We start from the raw sequence: 22,356 nt of genomic DNA, 5'->3' as shown, positions 1-22,356 counted from the left end.
AACTTATTTTTCAGGTTGCCTTGCGGACTACAATTCCCTGTTTGGATAGTTTTCAGTGCTCTTACGGGCTTTATTAATCAAAGCTCTGATTTTTTGAACAATCTCAGGGTGCTGTTTTGCTATATTAATTTTTTCACCCTTATCTTTTTTGAGATTATACAATTCCGGCGGCCTGCCGGTTTGAAAAACCCCTTTCCATTTTCCAGTTCTCAAGGCGGCTTTGTAGGTTTTCCGTACGTGGCCGTAATCCCAAAATAGATAGTCGTGTTCTTTTTGGGGCTTGCCCTTCAAAACAGGGAGAAAAGAAATTCCATCTATATTCCCAGGCGGTTTTAGTCCTGCAGTTTCGGCTAAAGTAGGGAGGATGTCCCAAAATGCTATTATGTGTTCGCTCTTTGTACCCGGCTTTATTACGCCCGGCCATTTTGCGATAAAAGGTACTCGAATACCACCCTCATAGAGATCTCTTTTTTTACCTCGGAAAGGGCCTTGGCTGTTAAAAAAGTCTATTGGTGCGCCGCCGTAAGGGCCGTTGTCGCTGGTAAATATTGCTAACGTGTTTGACTCAAGACCGTATTTTCTAAGCCGCTCAATTATTTTACCAACGTCTTTATCCATTCGTGTAATCATTGCTGCATAATTTTTCTGGATTTGAGTCCAGCCTTTTTCGCTGTACGGCTTATCATCGGGCACGATGAAATGTTCGGGTGTACCCGCTGGATAATCCGAAAAATGCGGGATAGTATAAGGCAGATAAAGGAAGAGCGGACTCTTATGTTTCCTGTCAATAAACTGAAGAGCTTTTTTGGTGAAAAGGTCGTGAGTGTAGAATCTATTCTCTCCGCCTCTGTTGCCCACCATTTTCCCTACTTCATTAACAATTTCCATTTCCTGAAGCAGCTTAACCTTGTCATTCTCCCAAAGATAGTCTGGGTAGTAAAAGTGCGCCTGGTCCTGATTCTTATGTCCGTAAAAATAATCAAATCCCTGATGCTCAGGCACGCCCCATGAACCGGGATTGCCGACTCCCCATTTGCCGACGCATCCGGTATAATATCCAGCCTGCTGCAATACTTCTGCTACGGTAACATCATCCGGACGCAGAAACACTCCATGCGGGAGATTGTCCCTGATGCGGTTATGACCGTTATGGAATCCCGTTAAAAGGCTGGAGCGTGAAGGTGCACATACGCTTGAACCGGCATAGGCCTGAGTGAAACGCATCCCTTCAGATGCGAGTTTGTCAATGTTAGGCGTTTTAATCTTTTCCTGACCATAACAGCCAAGTTCGCCGTACCCTAAGTCATCGGCCATAATAAAAACTATATTAGGCAGACTGCCCTCAGTGTTTCCAAAATAACTATTCGAAGCTGCTTGAGCATAACTGGAAAGCCCCTTTATTCCTGCACCTGCAAAAGCTGCTCCAGCAGCAGACTTGAGAAAAGTACGCCGATTTAATCCAGATCTGTTTTTGAATGATTTTTTGTGGTTCATTTTTAATCCTCTCAAATCAAAAATATTTTAATGCTGACCGTTTTCTCCAGCCGATTACTTTTTCAGGCGGTTATCGAGCCTTTCTTTCTCGCCCGGGACATCGCCGCCTATGGGCGAACCGAGCATAAGCTCCTGCCTTGTTTCCCAGCCGGCAAGTCTTGACATAAGCCGCAGCTTTATTTCCAAATGCTCAGGACTGTCCCAGAGGTTGTTCAGTTCGTGGGGGTCTTTGTGCATATCAAAGATCTGTCCATCAAACGGCTCCTCGCTGCCGCGGGGGTTGAGGTATGCAATGAGCTTGTATCTGGTTTCCCTTATCATCGTTACGTGTATTGGCGGGTCTGGATACTGCCCGTCAACCATAATCCCGGTATTGCGGAAAGTTGAGACGGCAAAATCACGCCACCTCTCCGCCTTCCCGTTGGCCAGAGCTGTGAGGTTGCCGGATTCGGGCATAGTGCTCTGGAGCTTATCGTTCATTATCCCTGCGGCGCTTAGCGAGGTGCAGGCGAGGTCCTGGAGCTGGGTAAGATCTCCTACCCGCTTGCCGGAGGGCATCTTCTTCGGCCAGCGCATTATCAGCGGAACTCGGATGCTCTGTTCGTAGAGGAAGGCGCCCTTGGCAAGGAGCCTGTGGTCTCCGAGCATATCGCCTCCGTCGGAGGTTACCACAACCATAGTGTTCTCGGCTATGCCCTTATCATCGATCGCATCCAAAACCCTGCCAACCTGCTCATCAAAGAATGCTATGGTAGCAAGGTAGTTCTTTTTCATTTCCCGAAGCTCTTCAAGGCTGAAATTATCAATACTGCCAAGCTGTGATTTATTTCTTTCATAGGCTATTGGGTCTGGCTCGTCTGAGCTCTTTTTCAGCATCGGGTCTTCGATTTTATCCTCATCAATAAGCTTTGCCATTTCCGGCGGATATCCCTCGTAGGGGTTGTGCGGATCGAAAACGCTCATTATGCCGAAAAACGGCTGCCCCTCTTTGTAATCGTTTATAAGGTCTATCGTATTGTCCGCTGCCCATTTTGTCATATGAAGCTCTCGCGGGATTCTGCTTATATCCCTGCCCTGTTTCCTGAGCTTCTCGGCAAAGGCGGGGTCTTTCTTTCTCAGCCATTTGGTGTATCCATTCAGTGGGCTGTCCTGATGGATATAAGGCTCGATGCACCATTTATAAATCTCGAAGCCGTCGTGCGGGTGCCTTTCTTTAGATTCCTTGAGCCGGCCGGAGGTGTGCATCTTGCCGAACATTGCGGTTTTGTAGCCGGCGCGGCGGAGGTATTCAGGGAACATAACCTCATCCTCCGGCAGGTTGTCGTAAAGGCGGTAGAGCCCGTGGCCGGGGACTGTTTTGCCCGTTAGCATACTAGCCCTGCTTGGCGTGCATATCGGATTGCTCACATAGCAGCGTTCAAACAGCGTGCCCTCCTTGGCAAGCCGGTCTATATTTGGCGTATGAACGGCCTTATTTCCCATGCACCCCAGAGCATCGAAACGCTGCTGGTCTGTCATCATAATGATTATGTTGGGCTTTTCGTCTGGGCTGAGGGTGCTCTGGATATTTATGCCTGAGAAATCAGAGCTCGCCTTGGATTTCAGAGACCCGAAAACAGCCGTCCCTGCTGCGGCATACAAAAAGCTTCTGCGGTCAAAATTAACGTCTGATTTTTTGTTTGACTGTTTCATTTTTAGTACTTTTAATTTAGATAAATAATTATTTTCAAGAGTCTTATAATCTTAATCTCAGTCAGGAAAAGTGCTATTCAATGCTACTGTACATCCATTCCGCAAAAAATAACATTAAATCATTTCCATCAACGACGCCGTTTTTATTAAGATCGGACTGCAAAGGCTCCCATTGGTAAAATTCCTGAAGCTCCGATACACTAAGAGGACGATTGTATATGCGAACATCGTCTATCATTCCACTCAAAAATCGCTCCCGCTGCAATACTTCTGCACCAATCCGTGTAGGACCGCTGAAGGCGTTAAGGCCATGAGATTGCGAGTTGACCCATGAACGAACCTCACCGTCTTCAAACAAATAAAAGCTCGCCTTATTCGGCTCAACAACCCATGCCAAATAAACCCATTTATTCAGCGGCAAAGTAATATCGCTGCCATAATTGCCCCTGTCCCACATATATCTCAAATGTCGATTGGAACCTGCCATCCAAAATCCCGTTCCGGTTCCGCGGTTAATGAAAAGGCCTGTAGGATCCTGCTGATGACCATCAAGGTACAGCCACATCGCAACAGTGGATGTATTGGTATATATGTCTGCGTGAGAGCCAATGTCCTGCAATTCTATTCGAGGGCCATTGTCGCCCGTCTGATCGATTGGACTAAACTTTACAGCTTTGCCTATAACACCGCTCTCGCGGGAATAATCATTATTTGGGGCAACAATCGTACCATCAGGACCACCCTCAATAGCATTTTTCACCGTGGTTCCGCTTTCCTCATCAAGCTTCCAGTAGCCGAATAAACCGCCAGTGGTAAACTTCCATACATCACCGGTTTGGATAAGATCTCCTTGCTCATCAAGGGCATCTACTCGCCAAAAATAAGAGTTTTTTGCTTTCAGAGGACTGGCAACCTGATATTCTAAATCTGCTGTAGTTTGTAAATGCTGCATTGTTTCCGTACTATCCCCCAAATAAACCCTGTACGAATTGGCGTTATTGATTTTATTCCACTTGAGTAACGGACTAATAGAGTTATTTTCTGAACTGTTGTTTGGTACTGGAGGCGGATCTGCGGGAGTTTCAAGCCATTCAAGATTATATTGATAATGCAAACCGCTGCTGATTAGATGAATTGTATCATCAGGGGTTTGGGTAGCTGCCAAGTAGCCTTTGGGTTCAGCCTGAGTAGCAGTTGCATTAAATGTTCCTGTATGGGCTTTTCCGTCATAGGTTCCTTTACCCGGCGTAATTAATTTTTGGGTTGGCCATGTACTTCCTTCGTCATACGATAAGGCAGCAAACATCCCGTAACCGGTAAATGAATCTCCGTTTGAGTCCAAAAACTCCATCCCGTCAGTTGGGTCGGTGAAGGAAACCAGCATAATCGGTCCTTTGTTCAACCGCATTAAAACAAGTCTTCGCCCGTAGCTAATATCAGGGAAGCAGCTTTCTTGATAAGTCCATGTTTCTCCTTCATCGTTTGAATAACTCTTAGTGATGTGGCCATTGATATCAAATCTGCCCTGCCCGCGTGCCATTGCCAATAATCGGCCATCAGTTAATCTTACCGTGTTAATATGAAAGCCTGCAACGAGCCCATCCGTACTTCCATGAGCTACTTTTGGCCTCGATTTGTTACTAATCTTGTCTAACCATGATTTACCTCTGTCTTGGCTTATAAAAACGCCGGAACCTGCTTCGTTTGCACTATGTCCAATCGGGGCATAATCAACCGAAAGAACAATCCTTTGGCCGCCGTTTTCTACAAAAGCACTGTCCATTGGTGTGTATTTATGCCTATTCTTTAAATCGCTGATGATTTTAGGGCTTGACCATGTCTTACCGCTGTCTTCACTGAAACTCATCATCATACTCTGGTCTCTGTGATGTCCAGAATCACCGATAGCATTAAAGAAATAAATTCGACCTAAACCGTCATTCAAAAGAGAGCTGCCAGTAGTATTGCGATCGGCGGGAGCGAAAAACAAGCGGGCTGTATCCCATTTATCTGCCCACTCTCCATTATTATAACGGAGCCGACTTGAAACAATAACCATTTCACGACCAATTTCACTGATTGTATTAAACCAAGCCGCAATCAAATCTCCATTGGGAGCCCATGTGATTGTTGGGCAATGATGATGCGGCAATTCAGACATTAAAGGGTGTTCGCTGTCCGGTTGAACAAAGGGGATAGGACCTGAAAAAAATGGTAATTCAGTAGATTCAGACCACTGAGCATTCTGTTGATCTGCCGAGGGATCGCTCATTTCAGGCAATACTGACTGTGCTGGATCAGTATCCGGCATTGGTGCCTGGACTACTCTAAAGCCAATTAACCAATGTTTGTCTTCGGGTAATGTCGCAGACCGATTTGCAGATCGCAAATATTTTAATGCTGTGTTGTGGCTCCCGCCTCGGGTAACCTTAAACATGCCGTCAGCTGGTCCAACTGGATCTAAGCAGCTATGGTTTGAATACTGACCATACCAGTCCGAAACCCATTCTTCAACATTACCATGCATCTCATGCAGGCCCCATGGATTAGGCGGCATAGTTCCAACTTGCAGAGAGACCTCCACTTTACCTTTGAGCTTTCTCAAATCACTGTCCTTATGGTTGCCCTGTCTTTCGACCCACTGGTTTCGATGATGAGCTTCAGGCAATTCGCTGCCTGTCCAATAGGCAGTTGAGGTTCCCGCTCTGCAGGCATATTCCCATTCAGCCTCTGTAGGCAAACGATAATTCTTTCCTTCTTTTTGACTGAGCCATTCACAAAAAGCTTCGGCCTCGTTCCAACTGACATACACAACCGCATCATTGTCTTCTGAAGAAACGCCGCGTAATCCGCGAAAAGTGGAATGTTCAGGGTCAAACTGTTCATACTGAGCATTTGTAACTTCAGTTGAAGCCATGTAGAAAGGTTGAGTGACAGTTACCTGATGAACCGGCTTTTCGTCCCATTGATCAGAAGGGATCAATGTTTCTCCCTCCGACCCACCCATTTCGAATTTACCAGCTTCAATCCGGAACATCTCCATTCCGAGTGAATTTGTAAAATCTGATGAATGAGCTTTCGAAGGCAAAGCTGCCCAGCAAAACATATTAATCAAAAACCAGTATAAAAGGTGTTTATACATGCTATTCCTTTTAATTATTATTGTAAGTGTTGACGTTTTTTTTTGTTAAAATCATTTTGATTTCAGTTTATGATAAATCTAAGCATTTGAGCTTCTTTATCAAATCTGTTTTGTCTAATATTAAAACAAGCCGCAACGGATATAACACTCATTGCGGCTTGTTGTTTAGTTAAGTAAGTTCATGCTCTCATGTAACAAATGAAATTAGTTTTTCATTTACGGGCAAGCTTCAACAGGGACAAGGTTGCACTGCAGCCACTGTAAAGCCATCACAGAAAAGTCATCCATGGTTACTATACAGTCGCCGTTCAAGTCCGCTGCGAGAGGAGGATCGCAAACCGGCGTAATAGTAGTGAAATTCCAAAGTTCGCCGGAATAGAGATTTGCTCCATCGTACTCATCGACAGCCCAGTAGTACTTTGTATTCCATTCTAAATCAGCGGGGTCAAAAGTGGCAGAGCTAAATTCTCCCTGATAGGCTGCCGCTTGCCGTTCATTTACTTCAGTTAAATCTGTGCTTAAGTAAACCTGATGTTCATAAGGACCACCCGGGGCAGGAGTCCAAGATAGATCCTGATCCGGAGCTACATCAACTGCGTCATTACTTGGCGTTGGATCGTATGCCTTTGGAGGAATTGTCTCAAAACTCCATACATTTCCTTGAATCGAGTTTGCATCGGTAACCGTATCAACTCTCCAGTAGTACTCCATATCCAAATCCAAATCAGATATAGGCCAACTTTCGGAGACAACACCAGTTGCAACAGGACTCTCTCCTGTGAAATCTGGATCAGTGCTTAAGTATACATCCTGTGAGACCATTCCAGTCCCTTGCATCCATTCCAAAGTCAAGTCGGTTGGAACATTTATTTCACCATTTAAGGGATTAGGGTATTTTGCAATGGAGCTTTGTTCGTAAACGTCCTGAACTTCAGATAGATTCAGTGGTCTGTTATATACACGAACTTCATCTATCAATCCCTTAAAAAATCGATCTCTGGGCAACACTTCTGCACCAATCCGTGTAGGACCGCTGAAGGCGTTAAGGCCATGAGATTGCGAGTTGACCCATGAACGAACCTCACCGTCTTCAAACAAATAAAAGCTCGCCTTATTCGGCTCAACAACCCATGCCAAATAAACCCATTTATTCAGCGGCAAAGTAATATCGCTGCCATAATTGCCCCCGTCCCACATATATCTCAAATGTCGATTGGAACCTGCCATCCAAAATCCCGTTCCGGTTCCGCGGTTAATGAAAAGGCCTGTAGGATCCTGCTGAGGTCCATCCAGATATAACCACATTCCAATAGTGGCTTTGTCTGTATTGATACCTGCATTGGAGCCAATGTCTTGCAGTTCTATTCGAGGACCATTGTCATTCGTCTGGTCGATTGGACTTAATCTCAAAGCTTTACCTAAAACGCCGGCTTCGCGAGAGTAATCATTATTCGGGGCAACAATCGTGCCGTCAACTCCTGTTGTAATAGCATTTTCCACGTTGGTTCCGCTATCCTTATCCAGTTTCCAGTAAGCGAATAAACTGCCAGTTGTAAACTGCCATACATCGCCTGTTTCAAGCAAGTTACCCTCACTGTCAAGCGTATCAATACGCCAGAAATATACACTGTCCTCATTGAGCGCATCAGTAATTTGATAGCTCTCCTCTGTTACATTGGATACGAAATTAAGATTTTGCGCCGAATCTCCAAAATAAATGTCATATGAGTCTGATAATGGATTACCACTCCACGTAAGCTGCGGATTTACTGAGTTGTTTTCTGAATTGTTTTCGGGTTTTGGATTTTCGGCCTTACCGGCTGTAGTAAATGTCCATACTTCACTGGTAACAACAGTAGCACCGCTAACTGTATCAACGCGCCAGAAATATTGAGTACCTACAGAGAGCGAACTGAGAGGCCAAGAGGTCTCGCTGATTGAAGTAGCAACCTGTGAAAGTGAGTTTGGGTCAGTTCCAAAATAAACATCATAAGTTGCTGAACTATTTGCAGACTGCCAATTTAATTCAGGGTCAGTAGCTACAGCTGTTGCTCCGTTAGCAGGATACGGGTCATAAGCAAATTCAGGGGAACCATAGGCTACGTCATACCAATAATCTCCAATACGCAATTCATCAACTTCTAAATTGACCTCAGCATTGGACCTGAATAAAACTGTGTCGTAAGTACCACCCAAATTAGCAGAATTCGACACGTCATATTCACTTTCAAGGGGTTCATTGATATCGACTGCTTCTGTATTTTCGTATATTTTCATGTAAATCTTATCATCTTCGGCAACTCTGGCCTCAATTTTGCAGACAATAAGATATGTTGAACCGGCAACTGCATCGAATTCAGCTTCCACGCAGCCTTCATCTTCAACGCATACTCTAAAATCGTTGCCGTGCCCGATTCCCATTTCGATAAAGGGCACACCAACACCATTCAGCTGAAAGCCGACATATCTATTACCATCTTTTCGAAGCAGGTAGCTGATATAATAATCCTTATCAACTCCTAAATCAATCTCGGCAGCGGAAGCCATTTGCCTGGAGCCTGTAATTTGCACAGACGAATATGCAACGACTCTATTTCCGAGTGTCGAAAATCCAGCATTCAGTGGATAATCCAAACTGCCACTGCCCAATCCGAAGCCGCTCGCAGACCAGCTTTCCAAGAGGCCTATGTCATTCCCGGATGACTGGCCGTCAATTGTGTCTCCGGCGTAGTCGTACCCGCAATACAAGTTAAGAGCCCCCATTACATTAGCTCCAACAGCTAACAACATAATAGTACATAATGTTACAAAACTTTTCATGATAACACCTTTCGCATAAAAACGACTTTTCATAAAAGCAAGTTGCTCAATTCGATGATGCAATATTAATATAGCCATACGCTGACTTATATCATTTATCATATTAAACTAAAACGTTTTTTTTTAATTTTCGGTACACCTTTCCGCCAATAACTGTATAATACAGAATGACTAATGAGAATTTTTACTGCGGCAGAAGGTGCGTTTTTTTCAAGCAAAACTATATATAACCTTAAAGATTAATCATGGAAAAAAATAAACAGGTAACAATAAGGCAGCTCTCGAAGAAGCTCGGGGTTTCAATTTCTACAATTTCCTCTGTGCTGAACAACAGGCAAGAGGAACGCAGGATATCTCCGGAAACAGTAAAGAGGGTTCAGCAGGCAGCCCGAGAGATCGGCTACCTTCCGAATATTTCAGCGAGAATGCTGCGGTCTTACAGCTCCAGCAGCTATCCAATCACCATAGCTGTTCTAACGTCTTTTCAGGCGCCTCTGCCGCTTATAAGCTCAGTTATTACTACTCTCCAGAGGGTGGGAAATGAAGCCGAATATAAGGATATAAACTTCAATGTAACTGTAGATATGTTCGAGGCAGGGCGGGTAAAGGAGCTTCCGGGCCTTCTGGACGGAACAAGATTCAATGCAGCCCTGATAGCTAATACAATACCCACAGACGATGAATTCCTTGCAGAAAACGTAATAAGCTCCCCTGTTGTGTTTATAGGCAGGGACATCCCTCACTACTCCTCAGTGAAAACAGTGGCTCATATGACAGGCCGTCAGGCGGCGGATATTCTTTATTCTTCAGGCAGCAGGAATCCAGTAATCCTGTACTCTAAAATCCTCACCCAAACCACCATAGCACGTATTGAAGGTTTCAGGGAGGATGCCGAGAAATTGAGCGGAAACAAGCCTGTTGAAATAGTAGCAGATGGTTTCACCGAAAAAAACGGGTACGAAGCAATGAAAAACTTCCTCGATTCAGGCGAAAAAATCGACGGGCTCTACACGATAACCGATTCGCTTGCTGTAGGTTCTTATCACGCTGTGAAGAAAAAAGGGCTTAAAATCCCTGACGATATAGCAGTAATAGGAACTGGTGATTCCTCTGTTTCCCCGTACATCGACCCTCCATTAAGCACATTCACCAGATCACAGTACAACCTTCACGAAGAAGCCGTAAGACTGCTTTTCAAGCAGCTCAATGGTAAAATTTCTATGCCCACTCAAGTAGTGGTTCCGGTTATGCCCGTGCTGAGAGAATCAACTAGAAGAGGCAGTATTGCCAACTTCGAAATAGATATATAAACCCGAAACTTGAATTGACCCGTAACTTTTTTTCTATAATTAGCAGAAAAAACCTTTTTCCTATTGACCTTTTGCTAAACATTGATTACAATTTAGCTTAATAAAAACGTTTTAGCAGACTAATGATAATTCAAGGAAAATTATGGAATTTACAAAAAACAAGCAGTTTAAGGGAATAATCCCGCCGTTGGTTACACCCATGGAAACTGAGGAGAAGCTCAATACTGAAAAGCTCAGTGCGATTATAGAGCATATAATTGCAGGCGGTGTGAACGGGATTTTTGTACTCGGTACTACAGGCGAGGCAGCGAGCCTTGGCATTAGTGTCAAAAAAGAGATTATCAGGCGCAGCTGCAGGTTTATAAATCAGCGGGTTCTGGTGCTTGCAGGCATAACAACCACCTGCCTGCCAGAAACGCTCGAGCTTGCCCGAGAGGCTGAACAGAACGGTGCGGATGCTGTTGTGGTTTGCTCGCCGTACTATTTCCCTATCACTCAAAACGAGCTTTACGAATATATTAAAAAGCTTCATTCGCAAATAAGCCTCCCGATTTTCCTCTATAATATGCCCAGCTGCACTAAGACAGTTTTTGAGGTGGAAACGCTGAGAAAGCTTGCAGAACTGCCTGGTATAACAGGCGTTAAAGACAGCTCGGCAGATATGGATTATTTCCGGCGGGTTACAGAGCTGAAGCAAATTCGCCCGGACTGGTCTGTGATGATAGGGCCTGAATTGCTGCTTGATGAGGCTGTCTCATTAGGAGCAGACGGCGGAATCACAGGCGGGGCTAACCTTTTCCCCGGGCTTTTCGCAAGGTTGTACCAGTCTTTAGTACTCAAAGACGAAGCGACATCTGAATACTGCAAAAGCCTTATAGGCCAAATGGCTGAAAACATTTATGAGCCCAGCTATATCTCTGGGCTAAAGTATGCCCTTTACGAAAAAGATCTGTGTCCGGATTTTGTAGCCAGCCCCCTTCAGCCGGCCGATGCATCACACCGGCAGCGGATAAAGAAGTTCATCTCTGAAAACAATGAAGAGCTAAGCAGTATCAGCTGCGATTATTCCGCACTTCACCAAAACAAATAGTTGCCTGTAATGGGCTGTAATGATTATAATGGCCTCAAAAATTAGTTTAACAGGAGACCAATAGGCTATGAAAGTTGAAACGTATTTCACCGCCGCAGACTGGGTGATTCTCGCTCTCTATTTTGTTCTCACTATGGGAATCGGCTTCTACTTCTACCGCAAAAGCCGATCAGTCGAAGGTTTTACCGCAGCGAGCAGGGCGCTTCCCGGCTGGGCATGCGGGCTGTCAATCTTCGCCACATACCTCAGCAGCATCAGCTTTCTCGGCCTGCCGGGCAAATCGTTCGGCGGAAACTGGAATCCGTTTGTATTTAGCCTATCTATTCCTGTGGCAACGTGGATAGCTGTGAAGTTTTTCCTGCCATACTACCGCAAGACGGGGGAAGTTTCAGCCTATGCCCACCTTGAGCACCGATTCGGCACTTGGGCAAGGATGTATGCGAGCTTCTTCTACGTCCTCACCCAGCTTGCGAGAATGGGTGTTGTGATGTATCTGATGGCTCTGCCTCTGAGCGTACTTCTCGGTAAAGATATAAGGCTTATCATACTTTTCACGGGGCTCTCTGTTACGGTTTATTCATTCGTTGGCGGAATCGCAGCGATTATCTGGGCAGATGCGCTTCAGGCTATTGTTCTGATGGTTGGTGCGATTGCCTGCTCGGTTATGATGCTTATGAATATGCCGGAAGGGCCAGGGCAGGTATTTGAGATAGCTGCGGCGAATGATAAATTCAGCCTCGGAAGCTTCGGCCCCTCGCTCACCAACGCAACTTTCTGGGTTGTACTGGTTTACGGCGTGGTGATAAACCTGCAGAATTTCGGAATCGACCAGAGCTATATCCAGCGCTACATCGCCTCTAAAAACACAAAAGAAGCGCGCAAGAGCATCTGGCTCGGAGGACTGCTTTACCTTCCCGTTTCGGCTGTATTCTTCTTTATCGGTACTCAGCTCTACGCCTACTACCAGACCCACCCTGAGTATATGCAGGAAGTTAGATATACTGTAGCAGAGCAGCAGCTTTTAAGAGAAAACGTTTCTGAAAACGACGCAGATTTTAAAGAGAGGCTTGAAGAACGAGCTGAAACTGTTACTGTTTCTGAAATGGGAGACAAGGTGTTTCCGCACTTCATCGGCAAGCAGCTCCCTGTTGGCGTAACGGGGCTTTTGATTGCCGCTATTTTTGCAGCAGCGATGAGTACTGTTTCAACGAGTCTGAACTCATCGGCAACCCTTATAACAACAGACTGGTATCAGCGATTTATAAATAAAAAACACACCGAAAGGCAGTCCATGCTTGCAATATACACCGCTACTATCCTCTGGGGACTCTTGGGGACTGGTACGGCGCTTCTGCTGGTGAACATAACCAGTGCGCTTGATGCGTGGTGGACGCTTGCAGGAATTTTCGGCGGCGGTATGCTCGGGCTCTTCCTGCTCGGGCTGATAAGCAGAAGGGCAAGCAGTCCAATCGCAGCTGCCTCAGTGATAATGGGGCTGATTGTTATAGCATATATGACATTATCTCCGAAGATTGGCGCTCTTCCAGACCACCTGAAAAGCCATCTTCATTCGTTTCTGATTCCTGTATTCGGAACAATGGTAATACTTGTAGCAGGGCTGCTGATAACGAAAATAGTGAAAAGAAGGACATAGATATGCAGCAGCTTATAAGCTATATAGCTCCCGGAGCACCGGCCACAAGACGCCCTGCGAAAGGAAATCTGCCTTGGCTGAGGCCGGAAATCGGCTTCACCCCGAAATGGTACCGTCAGTCGCTGGATATAGATTTCGGCGAGAAATGGCATACAGACCCGGACTACCGCGAGCAGACAGTAAATATGATGAAAGCGGAGATTGAGAAACGCTTCCCGAACTCCTCAATCGCAGCTATAGACCAGCCTGAAATGCAGCCGGATTTCCTGACTGGAACTTTCGGCGCATGCATTATCTCAGCCATGTTCGGAATACCTATTGTGTACTCCAGAGACAACTGGCCATGCACAAGCAAAGACTACCTCTCAGCAGACCAGATAGACAATCTCGAAGTTCCAAACTTGCAAAGCAGCGAGATCTTCCAGAACCTGCTCGGCCAGCTTGAAAAAATTAAATCCAAACACGGAATAATCAAGGGCTTCATAAACTGGCAGGGAGTGCTGAACAATGCCCAGAGGCTGCGAGGCGAAGAGCTCTTCCTCGACCTTTTCGATAAACCCGAAAGATGCAGACATCTGTTTGATGTGATACGCAAAACAATGCTCGAGGCAAGCACTGTCGTTCAGAAAATACAAAGCGAGAGCGGCTTTGAAAACAGCTTTTCCAATATAAGTAACTGCCTTGTAAATATGATCTCTCCTGAGCAGTACAGAGAATACCTGCTCGCTCAGGACATCAAAATTGCCGAAAGAGACAGCTGCTTCGGCCTGCACAACTGCGCTTGGAACGCAACGCCTTACCTCGAAGAATACGCAAAAATCCCGTACGTTGCATATATCGATATGGGCATCAACTCTGATTTACAGCTCGCTAAAAAGCTCTTTCCAAATGCAAGAAGATCTCTGATGTACACCCCAATGGACGTGAAAAACAAAGACATAAAGCAGATTCGTGAAGACCTTTTGAAAGCTGCCTCAGAGTACGGGCCCTGCGATATTGTCGCTGCGGATATTGAATCTGATACCGAGGATGAGAAAGTTGCTGAATTTATCAGGCTCTGCGATGAGATCTCCCGAAAATATGAGCAAACTGTTTCTGCGGGGTAAAAAATGAAAGCGTCTCTCTGCACAATTTTACTTGTAATTACAGCGTCCGCCTTTCCTATGGGCGATGTTAGCGTAAACAAAAATAGCGATATATCCGGAGCTGGCAAATCAATACAGCTCACAAATCAGCCGGAAAATCATTACATAAGTCCCTACGGCAGCTTTTCGCCGGACGGGGAGTGGATCGTTTACGATACACGGGCAGACGGGCCGCTTATGGGCTCAAATCCGTATATCGAAAAGGTAAACACGCAAACAGGAAAGATACAGAGGGTTTATGAAGTGCCCGGGCAGAATGAATACGGCCCGGGCTGCGGTACGCCTACTTATCACCCCTCTAAAGATCAGATTATATTCATCAGAGGAATAAAAAACGCCTCGAAATCACGCCCCTACGACTTCCACCGAAGGACGTGCGTTATGGCGGATGAAAGCAAAAGCTCGGGGAAGGGCGTCTATATGGACGCAAGGGATGTTTACCCGCCGTTTACGCCTGGAGCCCTTCGGGGAGGAACGCACGCCCATCAGTTCAGCGGCGACGGCGAATGGATCGGTTTTACATACAACGATGCCCTTATGGCCGAGCTCGAGGAGGAAACCGGCAGAAAGCTGAATCTTCGCTCGGTGGGCGTTATGAAAAGAGGCCTGCCTGTAGAGGTTTCAGGGCATACCCAGACAGAAAACCATTCCGGCAGATGCTTTTCCGTCCTCGCTGCTAAGGTTGTTCCCGACCCCGAGCCGGGCTCAAACCAGATCAGCAGGGCATTCAGCAATGCTTGGGTAGGCAGTAAGGGATACTTGAAAGCCAACGGTACATACCAGCGGGCACAGGCATATTTAGGAACACTAAAAACAGAAGCAGGCGAGGATTTGGTTGAGCTGTTCATCTCGGATATCCCTGAAAACATCCAAACATCAGGAAGACACGGGGCGATTGAAGGGACAAAGACAAAAATGCCGATGCCGCCTGAAGGAGCAGGGCAAAAACGGCTCACATATACGCAGAACCGGAAATACCCCGGCATTGTGCGGGACCCGCGACACTGGGTTCTATCCAGCTCAGACGGCAAATATATCGCATATCTGGCAAAAGATGATGATGCAGCAGTGCAGCTTTTTGCTGTTTCGCCGACAGAAGGCGAACCCATACAGCTGACAAAACACGATACCAGCGTGCAGGATACATTCTTCTGGAAACCCGGCAGCCATACGATAAGCTATGTATGCGATAACAGCGTATTTTCCGTGGCGATTGAAAACGGCTCTCCGTCTAGTCCGAAAAAACTTACAAAAAGATTCAGCACCCACCCGGTCAATCCCTGCTGGAGCAGGGACGGCAGCAAAATAGCCTTCAATCTGGATGTTTCTGAAGCCGGCGAAAAATACCGCCAAATCTTTCTTCTCAGCCTCAGCGAACAAGCAAGCGAATAAAAACTAAATCCTCTGCAAGAAAGCTTATAGAGATTGACTCGGTTATTTATTTTAGTATAATAAAATATACTAAATGGAAATGATTATGGATCAAGACAGAAAAACAGCAGAGATAAGCAAGGTTCTCGGCGTTGATACGCGGATAAAGATAATTCGCCTTCTCGGCCGGAGATGCCTTTGCGTAGGCGAGCTCGCTGAGGAGCTTGGTATCACGGCAGGAGCGGTTTCTCAGCACCTTCGAATATTGAGAGCGGCAGGCGCAGTGCACTCTGAGAAGCGCGGCTACTTCGTTGATTACTGCCTGAATGAAGATGTTCTTCGAAGCTGGAAGAGCCAAATTGATTCGCTATTCGAACCGGAGGCAGCATCAAAATGAAGCATAATATGGATTTTATGAAAGATATAGACCTCGAGACTGAGGCCAGAAAAGCCGCTCGAGAGATACTTGGCGTAAAGGAGGACTCCAGCAGCGAGCAGCTCAAAAAGGCATACCGCCAAGCTGCCTGCAAACACCACCCTGACCATAACCAGAGCAGCTCTGATTCGGACAAACAATTCCGCCTGATTAAATGCGCATACGACCTTCTGGCCTTCAATAAACAATGCTCTGAAATCTTTGAACAGATAGATCGTCCAAAAAGCGACGATAAAAACTGCAAATACAACCTCGATAACAGCTGGGGCAGATTTTTGTGGTGGCGTGATAAATTCTACGGCTCACCGGAACAGCACAAACACGAAGAAAAAGGCAAGAAGAAAAAAAGCGACCGGCCAAACTCGTGCATTTGAACTGCGATGAAGAATACAGGCCGCCCAGCCGGAGAGTAAAAGCATTAAAATATTGAAGAAAAAAATTGGAACAGCCCTTCGACAGTCTATTCAAGAGATACGATCAATGGTATGAAAGCCCCAAAGGCAAACGCATTTTCAAGGCCGAGCTGAAATGCCTGCAAAAACTTGCAGGCAGCCCTGAGGGCAGGTGGCTTGAAGTTGGAACAGGTACAGGGCGGTTTGCCGCTCGAATGGGGATAAATGAAGGGCTCGACCCGTCCAAGAAAATGCTTGAGCTCGCCTCTTCGAGAGGGATTAAAGCTTATCAGGGCTTCGCGGAAAACGCCCCCTTGCCCAGCGGGCAGTTCAGCGGGGTTATGCTCGCTTTCACGCTTTGCTTCATAGATTCCCCAAAAGATGCCCTCTCTGAATGCTGGAGACTGCTCGTCCCGGGCGGTAAGCTTCTAATCGGAATAATCTGCTCAGACAATCCCTGGGGAAGGGCATATCAGATAAAGAAAAGCGAAGGCCACCCAATCTATAAATATGCCCGCTTCCTGCCGCTTTCAGATACCATCGAAATAACAAAACAGGAGGGCTTTGAGCTGGAAAAATCCGCTTCCACGCTTTTCTGGAATCCCGAAGAGCTCCCTCAGGGCGAAATCGAAATAAGAAGCGGCCTTTACAAAGACGCAGGCTTCTCAGCAATGCTCTTTACCAAAACAGACCGTGGAGGTTAATACAGACTGCTTTTCAAATACGTTTTATTACCCGCGCAGGATTGCCGGCTGCAACCGTCGAGGGCGCTACGTCTTTAGTAACCACAGCCCCCGCACCAACTACACTGCACTTGCCTACTTTTACCCCCGGGCAGATAATCGCCCCGCCGCCGATCCAGGCATCATCGCCAATAGTGATTGGCTTGCCGAATTCCTGTTCATCCCTCCTCAGAGAAAAATCGAGGGGATGGGAGGCAGTGTACACCTGAACATTCGGAGCGAAAAGCACGTTCGAGCCAACTCGAATCTTCGCAACATCCAAAAAAACGCAGCCGTAATTGAAAAACACATTGTCCCCGAGCTCGATATTCTCCCCGTAATCGCAGTAGAAGGGGGGCTGGAGGAACAAATTCTCCCCCATACGCCCGAAAAGCTTCTCAGCAAGCTCGTAACGCTGGCCGGGCTTAATCTCGCTCACTGATTTATTCATCTCATCAAGCAGACTTCGCGCATAACTGCGAATTTTTCTCAGCTCCGGGTCCCCTGCATAATACAGCTCACCGGCCATCATTTTTTCGTATTCAGTCATAATTCCCCGCAAAAACAAACCTTTTGATGCTGATTTTAATCTTTTTCCTGCATAATTGCAATTACTGTGTTTGGGCCGGCTTTCGAAGGTGTACGAAAATTTTTTTTTGGCAAAATGCAAATCATCATTCTGCAATGCTTTGCAGAATTTATTACTGTCTATATTACCCTGAAACTCGCTAAAGATTTTTTGTCTGCGGGTTTTGTTGGCGAGTAGTGGCGAACCTGCGCGATCGCTCATCTCTCCAAAGCGAAAAAAATCTACATATTATAGCGGACTGGGCTGGGCAGCGCCTTCTAAGCTCGTAATTGCTGCTGCCATTCTGTGATGGGCGCCTGCTGTCCGCTTATTTCTCCGCCTGCGGCGGACGAAACAAGCGGATAGATTCGGCTTTAAAAAGCTTTTCCGGAAAATATTGTCGCATGCTTTCGAAGTATGGAGCAATACTATTTCACCTAATAGACAGGATAATTTACTATCCAGCTGGATCACTGGTTCTAAAACTCAAAGCCCCGAAGGCCACGAAGTACTTTATAGACCATTTCATTAAAATGGTTTAGATTTAACACAAATCTGTAAAATCAGCGAGAATCTGTAAATAAAATCTTCGCGGCCTACCAGAGCTCAGCGTCAAAATCAAACCCTAATACCAAGCCTCTTCAGCGAGCCACTGCTGTGAAAACATCATCAGATCTTCGGTGTTTACTATTCCGTCGTTATTGAAATCACAGCTGAGCGTGTGTTCGGGCTGATACATAAACGAGAGGTAGTCTTTGCCCCAGCTCCTCACTGGAGCACCGCTTACCGCCGTTGTTCGCAAATAGTAGGTTGTGTCGGCTTCAAGCAGAGCATCCGGAAAATCAAAATCGTACCCGCTGCAGTCGCCGGTGTTCCCGAAGTTGGCAGTAACCTCCGCGTATGTAATAACGTCATTGCCCTTTGAATCTGAGGTTATAGACACCTTAAAAGTTTCAGTGCCGCTGTCGTTGGTATTGTCGTCCAGGCAGGGCATATAGTAATGCGTTGCGATAGACTGCTGGTCTAGGGTAAATGGCATAAACTCAGAATAGCCGTTGTTCCAGTAAACTGTTCCGTTAGGCACGTCCACTAAAACCGAATCGTTTCTCACGGTTTTACCGGTGTAATAGAGCCGGTCAACCCCCCCACGAACGCACGGGTGCTCCGGATACAGTTTTTGTTCGCAGATAATATGTGCCAAAGTCCAGATCGATATCAGGAAAATCGAACGTGTAGGAATCGCAGTCCCCCGTATTGCCGAAATTTTCTGTTATCTGAGCCGAAGTGAGCATGTTTGACCCGCCGGAGTCTGAAGTTATCGCCACCTCATAGGTTTCAGTGCCGCTGTCGTTGGTGTTGTCGTCGAGGCATTTCATCACCACATACTCTGCGACTATGAAACTATCAACATCAAATGCGACCACATCGTAATCGCCGCTGCTCCAGTGTATTTGGCCGTTTGGAACATCAACTATGAGATTAGACTCATAATCCGCCCGAAGAAAACCTGCAGAACAAAAGAGCAGAATCAGCACTAATTTGAAATTTTTCATTTTCAACGCCTTTCCAATAAAAACTAATTGAATAACTCTTTAAGTTTCAAAGAAGCCCAAAGCAATCAATGAAACTCTAAACTTTTCTGATTTAAGGGGTTCTCAGCAAAAGATTAAGATAATACAGGCGGCTGAAAATCAAGCAGAAAAAACTTACAGTCTGCATTGTCAAACTCAAGAGTGTACCATAGACCATTTTAAACGCCGATTCAAGAAGTTTTAAAATATTTTGAAGCTTTTTTTTGTTTTCAATAAAGCTGAGTTGTTCTCTGTTTTGGTTCACCGATCTGGTTTTAGAATGCAGCCCCTTTAATCTGCTCTCTCAATTATGGAAGATTCTATATTGTGTTTCGCCAGTGCATAATACTGCTGGATTGAAGGTTTACCGGCTTTCAACAGCGGCATCTCTTGCAGGTGATTGTGTTTGCGCTGGGGACTGAGAAATTAAGTGTCTCCCGCCCCAGCTTATGGCGATGCTCCCAAGAGGAGCTGTTATCACGATGCTCATCGCAGCGGCAGCGAGGATAATCTCGCCCGGGGCGGTATTCATCCCGCCTGCCTTCATAGCAGCGAGCGGGGCAGCGCCTATTGCGGCCTGAACTGTAGCCTTGGGAAGATATGCGAGCGTTATAAAGAGCCTCTCGCGGGCGTTGAATCTGCTCTTAATCATACACAGCTGTACGGCAATGCTCCTTCCGAGAAGCCCGATAAATATCACCGCGACCCCCGATAATCCGGTCTTCAGGGCAACAGGCACATTAACCTCTGTGCCCACAAAGATGAAAAGAAGAAGCTGAGCAAATACCCACACCTTCCCGAGTTTGCTGGAGAGCTCGTGGGCGATATGCTCTCTTTTCTCGAGGATGATAAAGCCGGCGGCCATTATCGCAAGCAGAGAGGCAAACGGGAAGATTTCTTCAATCCATTTTTCGAGATTCAGGATAATTATCGAAAGCCCCAGCAGGATAAGCACGCGTTTTGTGGCTCTGGGATTGAATTTTTCAAAAAAACGGCATAGAAAAAAACCTATCCCCAGCCCCGCTGCTATCCCTGATACAATCGACACCGGCACGCCTGCAAGCTCTGATGCAATGCTCACATCGCTTCCGGCATACATACTTATAAACGCTCCGGCAAGAACAATCGCAACAGCATCATCGCATGATGCTCCGGCAAGAATAAGCGTTGGAGCGCCTTTGTCTTCTCCCTTGCGTTCTTCGATGAAGCTTATCATCAGCGGTACTACAACCGCTGGAGAAACAGCAGCAAGCACAGAGCCGAGCATTGCAGATTCCAGTAAAGTAAGCCCCAAAAGGTGCGGGGCAGCCAGAGTTACTGCGGACACCTCAAACAGGCACGGGATAAATGCCATCAGTCCTGCGCGAAGCCCAACCTGCGCAAGGGCCTGCCGGCTCATCTCAAGCCCTGCACGAAGCAGAATAACCACAAGCGCAATCATCCGCCAATCCGCTGAAACGGCGGCAGCAGCGGGGTTTACAGCATCGAGAAAATGCGGACCCATCACCACACCAAGAAGCAGCAGACCCACAAGACCCGGGATACGCGCAAAACGCATCAGCCAGTCAACGAGCAGCCCGAGGAGTATCAGCTCTGCAATACCTAAAGCCATAAGCCTTGATCCCTTTCAAGAGATAAAAAACAGCGAGAAAATATAAACCAAACAGGAAAATTATCAACGCCGATTTTAAAGCGTCTTTGCTTTCAAAAAGTCCGCTGATTTTTTCTTATTCATAAATATCTGCTGAAAAGGATTTACAGCTTGTCAAAATTGATATTTTCTCGGGGTGTTCACGGGCATACATGCAGGTTCATCTGTTTTTGCGTTCCGCATATTTTGCGGGTGCCTGTAAAGTTTTTCGTGCCGTATCTGCGGACGTTAATGAATGCGTTTTTTATATCGATATCGAGCCTGCCTTTGCTCTGTAGCTCGAAAACGCTTGCCTTTGGATTAAACACTTGCAGCCCGTCTATGAATACCTTCTTATGGTCTTCCCCGCTTTTCCACTGAAAAACAGGTTTCGCCCTGCCTCTGCCCCGGCTGCCAATAATCGTTACGTCTTTGATCCTGCTCACAGAATCCTGATATGTATTCCAGCCGAACTGAAACGGGACGCAGTTTTGAATCATCTTTATCGTTACGCCTGAAACCTCAATATCGAAATAGCATTTGATGGCATCATCGCCGGTTTCAAAATAGCAGTCTTTGATTGTCGAGCCGTGCCCGCCGGAGAAGCCGTCTGAGTGGTTTCCCCAGCCGCCGCGGTTGTCTATGAAGCTGCATTTCTCAGCGTGGCACTGATTCTTCCAGCCCCTGATGAAAAATGCGAACGGATTTACTGCCGTGAGATTGCGGACGCGCAGAACCCCTCCTCGATTCTGAAACTGTGAATACTCGTATGCCTTCAGGCCTCTGCTGTCTGCCCATTTCTGCTGGTCGGTGCCGTAAACGATGGATGTGTTTCTGTCTTCGCCTTCTATAGTGCAGTCGCTGCAGGTGTGGAATGCGCCGGTTACAATGCAGTTTTTCCCGATAACAATCCTTGAAACCTCTTTCGGGACATCCCAGAAATGGCTGCGGAGGTTCTCGCGATTGAGGTTTATCGTTCCGGAGGTAATAAATTTGAGCTCTGAGCTGTCTTCATTCCAAGCGGCCCCGCCTGAATAGGAAGAGATAAGCTCCTCCGGGGGCTGAGAGGCAAAAGCCAGAGTCGTGAGCAGGACAAACGGTAAACATCTTTTCAAACTCATAAATAACCCTCTTCAAATTAAACATTAGGCTTCTGCGAGTTGTATTCAAATATCCGCTGCATTCAGTTTTTTACATTTTTTTCAGAACGATGCTTGATATCCGCTGACTGGGCAGATTTAAGCCGCATCGAAGTTTTACCCACAAACTGCACTGATTCCGCAAATTTTAAGTGTGCTTAAATCTGTGTCATTAAATAA

General features: G+C 46.3%; 17 protein-coding genes. 8 read left to right on the top strand and 9 right to left on the bottom strand.

Annotation, left to right across the window (positions count from 1 at the left end):
- Positions 1 to 27 precede the first annotated feature (27 nt).
- The 4 genes from L21SP3_RS07505 to L21SP3_RS07490 all read right to left on the bottom strand — a co-directional run bounded on the left by L21SP3_RS07505 (position 28) and on the right by L21SP3_RS07490 (position 9,226).
- Positions 28 to 1,494 (bottom strand): arylsulfatase, encoded by a 1,467-nt coding sequence (locus L21SP3_RS07505; protein ID WP_077540263.1) that lies wholly within the window; start codon positions 1,492 to 1,494, stop codon positions 28 to 30.
- Positions 1,495 to 1,548: 54 nt separating this feature from the next.
- Positions 1,549 to 3,186 (bottom strand): sulfatase family protein, encoded by a 1,638-nt coding sequence (locus L21SP3_RS07500; RefSeq protein ID WP_077540262.1) that lies wholly within the window; start codon positions 3,184 to 3,186, stop codon positions 1,549 to 1,551.
- 73 nt (positions 3,187 to 3,259) lie between these two features.
- Entirely contained in the window at positions 3,260 to 6,328 is a 3,069-nt protein-coding gene (locus tag L21SP3_RS07495; RefSeq protein WP_077540261.1) for an SUMF1/EgtB/PvdO family nonheme iron enzyme, read from the bottom strand.
- Positions 6,329 to 6,544: 216 nt separating this feature from the next.
- Positions 6,545 to 9,226 (bottom strand): LamG-like jellyroll fold domain-containing protein, encoded by a 2,682-nt coding sequence (locus L21SP3_RS07490; RefSeq protein ID WP_161488144.1) that lies wholly within the window; start codon positions 9,224 to 9,226, stop codon positions 6,545 to 6,547.
- A gap of 167 nt (positions 9,227 to 9,393) precedes the next feature.
- Between L21SP3_RS07490 and L21SP3_RS07485 the strand changes: the two genes are divergently transcribed.
- The 8 genes from L21SP3_RS07485 to L21SP3_RS07450 all read left to right on the top strand — a co-directional run bounded on the left by L21SP3_RS07485 (position 9,394) and on the right by L21SP3_RS07450 (position 17,250).
- Complete coding sequence (locus L21SP3_RS07485; protein ID WP_077540259.1) at positions 9,394 to 10,458, top strand: LacI family DNA-binding transcriptional regulator; 1,065 nt, start codon at positions 9,394 to 9,396, stop codon at positions 10,456 to 10,458.
- Positions 10,459 to 10,600: 142 nt separating this feature from the next.
- The gene (locus L21SP3_RS07480) at positions 10,601 to 11,548 is read left to right on the top strand and encodes a dihydrodipicolinate synthase family protein (RefSeq protein ID WP_077540258.1); all 948 of its coding nucleotides are present in this window, start codon (positions 10,601 to 10,603) and stop codon (positions 11,546 to 11,548) included.
- A 67-nt stretch (positions 11,549 to 11,615) separates the two neighbouring features.
- The gene (locus L21SP3_RS07475) at positions 11,616 to 13,202 is read left to right on the top strand and encodes a sodium:solute symporter (protein ID WP_077540257.1); all 1,587 of its coding nucleotides are present in this window, start codon (positions 11,616 to 11,618) and stop codon (positions 13,200 to 13,202) included.
- 2 nt (positions 13,203 to 13,204) lie between these two features.
- Entirely contained in the window at positions 13,205 to 14,308 is a 1,104-nt protein-coding gene (locus tag L21SP3_RS07470; RefSeq protein ID WP_077540256.1) for a uroporphyrinogen decarboxylase/cobalamine-independent methonine synthase family protein, read from the top strand.
- Positions 14,309 to 14,311: 3 nt separating this feature from the next.
- On the top strand, positions 14,312 to 15,739 hold the full coding sequence (locus tag L21SP3_RS07465; protein ID WP_077540255.1) for a DUF3748 domain-containing protein: 1,428 nt from the start codon (positions 14,312 to 14,314) through the stop codon (positions 15,737 to 15,739).
- An 85-nt stretch (positions 15,740 to 15,824) separates the two neighbouring features.
- A complete protein-coding gene (locus L21SP3_RS07460) occupies positions 15,825 to 16,115 on the top strand; it encodes an ArsR/SmtB family transcription factor (protein WP_077540254.1) in 291 nt (96 codons plus the stop codon).
- On the top strand, positions 16,112 to 16,528 hold the full coding sequence (locus L21SP3_RS07455) for a J domain-containing protein (protein WP_077540253.1): 417 nt from the start codon (positions 16,112 to 16,114) through the stop codon (positions 16,526 to 16,528). The genes L21SP3_RS07460 and L21SP3_RS07455 overlap by 4 nt, the downstream gene beginning before the upstream one ends.
- A 65-nt stretch (positions 16,529 to 16,593) precedes the next feature.
- Positions 16,594 to 17,250 carry a class I SAM-dependent methyltransferase gene (locus L21SP3_RS07450; protein WP_077540252.1) on the top strand — a complete coding sequence of 219 codons (657 nt, stop codon included), beginning with the start codon at positions 16,594 to 16,596 and terminating at the stop codon, positions 17,248 to 17,250.
- A 13-nt stretch (positions 17,251 to 17,263) separates the two neighbouring features.
- Here the strand turns inward: L21SP3_RS07450 and L21SP3_RS07445 are convergent, their stop codons facing one another.
- The 5 genes from L21SP3_RS07445 to L21SP3_RS07425 form a co-directional block, all read right to left on the bottom strand.
- Positions 17,264 to 17,818 (bottom strand): sugar O-acetyltransferase, encoded by a 555-nt coding sequence (locus L21SP3_RS07445; RefSeq protein ID WP_227806749.1) that lies wholly within the window; start codon positions 17,816 to 17,818, stop codon positions 17,264 to 17,266.
- Between the two features lie 643 nt (positions 17,819 to 18,461).
- Positions 18,462 to 18,947, bottom strand: a complete 486-nt coding sequence (locus L21SP3_RS07440; protein WP_077540251.1) for a hypothetical protein — start codon at positions 18,945 to 18,947, stop codon at positions 18,462 to 18,464.
- A 25-nt stretch (positions 18,948 to 18,972) separates the two neighbouring features.
- A complete protein-coding gene (locus L21SP3_RS07435) occupies positions 18,973 to 19,389 on the bottom strand; it encodes a hypothetical protein (RefSeq protein WP_077540250.1) in 417 nt (138 codons plus the stop codon).
- Between the two features lie 382 nt (positions 19,390 to 19,771).
- Positions 19,772 to 21,019, bottom strand: coding sequence for a cation:proton antiporter domain-containing protein (locus L21SP3_RS07430; protein WP_077540249.1), 1,248 nt, complete (start codon positions 21,017 to 21,019; stop codon positions 19,772 to 19,774).
- Positions 21,020 to 21,198: 179 nt separating this feature from the next.
- On the bottom strand, positions 21,199 to 22,158 hold the full coding sequence (locus L21SP3_RS07425; RefSeq protein ID WP_077540248.1) for a hypothetical protein: 960 nt from the start codon (positions 22,156 to 22,158) through the stop codon (positions 21,199 to 21,201).
- Positions 22,159 to 22,356: the final 198 nt, after the last annotated feature.

The organism is Sedimentisphaera cyanobacteriorum, from assembly GCF_001997385.1.
Lineage (GTDB): Bacteria > Planctomycetota > Phycisphaerae > Sedimentisphaerales > Sedimentisphaeraceae > Sedimentisphaera > Sedimentisphaera cyanobacteriorum.
Note: the sequence above shows the minus strand (reverse complement) of the source record. Positions and strands in the feature narration are given on the sequence as shown.

Bases quoted from the DNA above. Each gene is read 5' to 3' on its own strand.
- L21SP3_RS07505 (WP_077540263.1), bottom strand. From the start codon at position 1,494: ATGAACCACAAAAAATCATTCAAAAACAGATCTGGATTAAATCGGCGT.
- L21SP3_RS07500 (WP_077540262.1), bottom strand. From the start codon at position 3,186: ATGAAACAGTCAAACAAAAAATCAGACGTTAATTTTGACCGCAGAAGC.
- L21SP3_RS07495 (WP_077540261.1), bottom strand. From the start codon at position 6,328: ATGTATAAACACCTTTTATACTGGTTTTTGATTAATATGTTTTGCTGG.
- L21SP3_RS07490 (WP_161488144.1), bottom strand. From the start codon at position 9,226: ATGGCTATATTAATATTGCATCATCGAATTGAGCAACTTGCTTTTATG.
- L21SP3_RS07485 (WP_077540259.1), top strand. From the start codon at position 9,394: ATGGAAAAAAATAAACAGGTAACAATAAGGCAGCTCTCGAAGAAGCTC.
- L21SP3_RS07480 (WP_077540258.1), top strand. From the start codon at position 10,601: ATGGAATTTACAAAAAACAAGCAGTTTAAGGGAATAATCCCGCCGTTG.
- L21SP3_RS07475 (WP_077540257.1), top strand. From the start codon at position 11,616: ATGAAAGTTGAAACGTATTTCACCGCCGCAGACTGGGTGATTCTCGCT.
- L21SP3_RS07470 (WP_077540256.1), top strand. From the start codon at position 13,205: ATGCAGCAGCTTATAAGCTATATAGCTCCCGGAGCACCGGCCACAAGA.
- L21SP3_RS07465 (WP_077540255.1), top strand. From the start codon at position 14,312: ATGAAAGCGTCTCTCTGCACAATTTTACTTGTAATTACAGCGTCCGCC.
- L21SP3_RS07460 (WP_077540254.1), top strand. From the start codon at position 15,825: ATGGATCAAGACAGAAAAACAGCAGAGATAAGCAAGGTTCTCGGCGTT.
- L21SP3_RS07455 (WP_077540253.1), top strand. From the start codon at position 16,112: ATGAAGCATAATATGGATTTTATGAAAGATATAGACCTCGAGACTGAG.
- L21SP3_RS07445 (WP_227806749.1), bottom strand. From the start codon at position 17,818: ATGACTGAATACGAAAAAATGATGGCCGGTGAGCTGTATTATGCAGGG.
- L21SP3_RS07435 (WP_077540250.1), bottom strand. From the start codon at position 19,389: ATGAAAAATTTCAAATTAGTGCTGATTCTGCTCTTTTGTTCTGCAGGT.
- L21SP3_RS07430 (WP_077540249.1), bottom strand. From the start codon at position 21,019: ATGGCTTTAGGTATTGCAGAGCTGATACTCCTCGGGCTGCTCGTTGAC.
- L21SP3_RS07425 (WP_077540248.1), bottom strand. From the start codon at position 22,158: ATGAGTTTGAAAAGATGTTTACCGTTTGTCCTGCTCACGACTCTGGCT.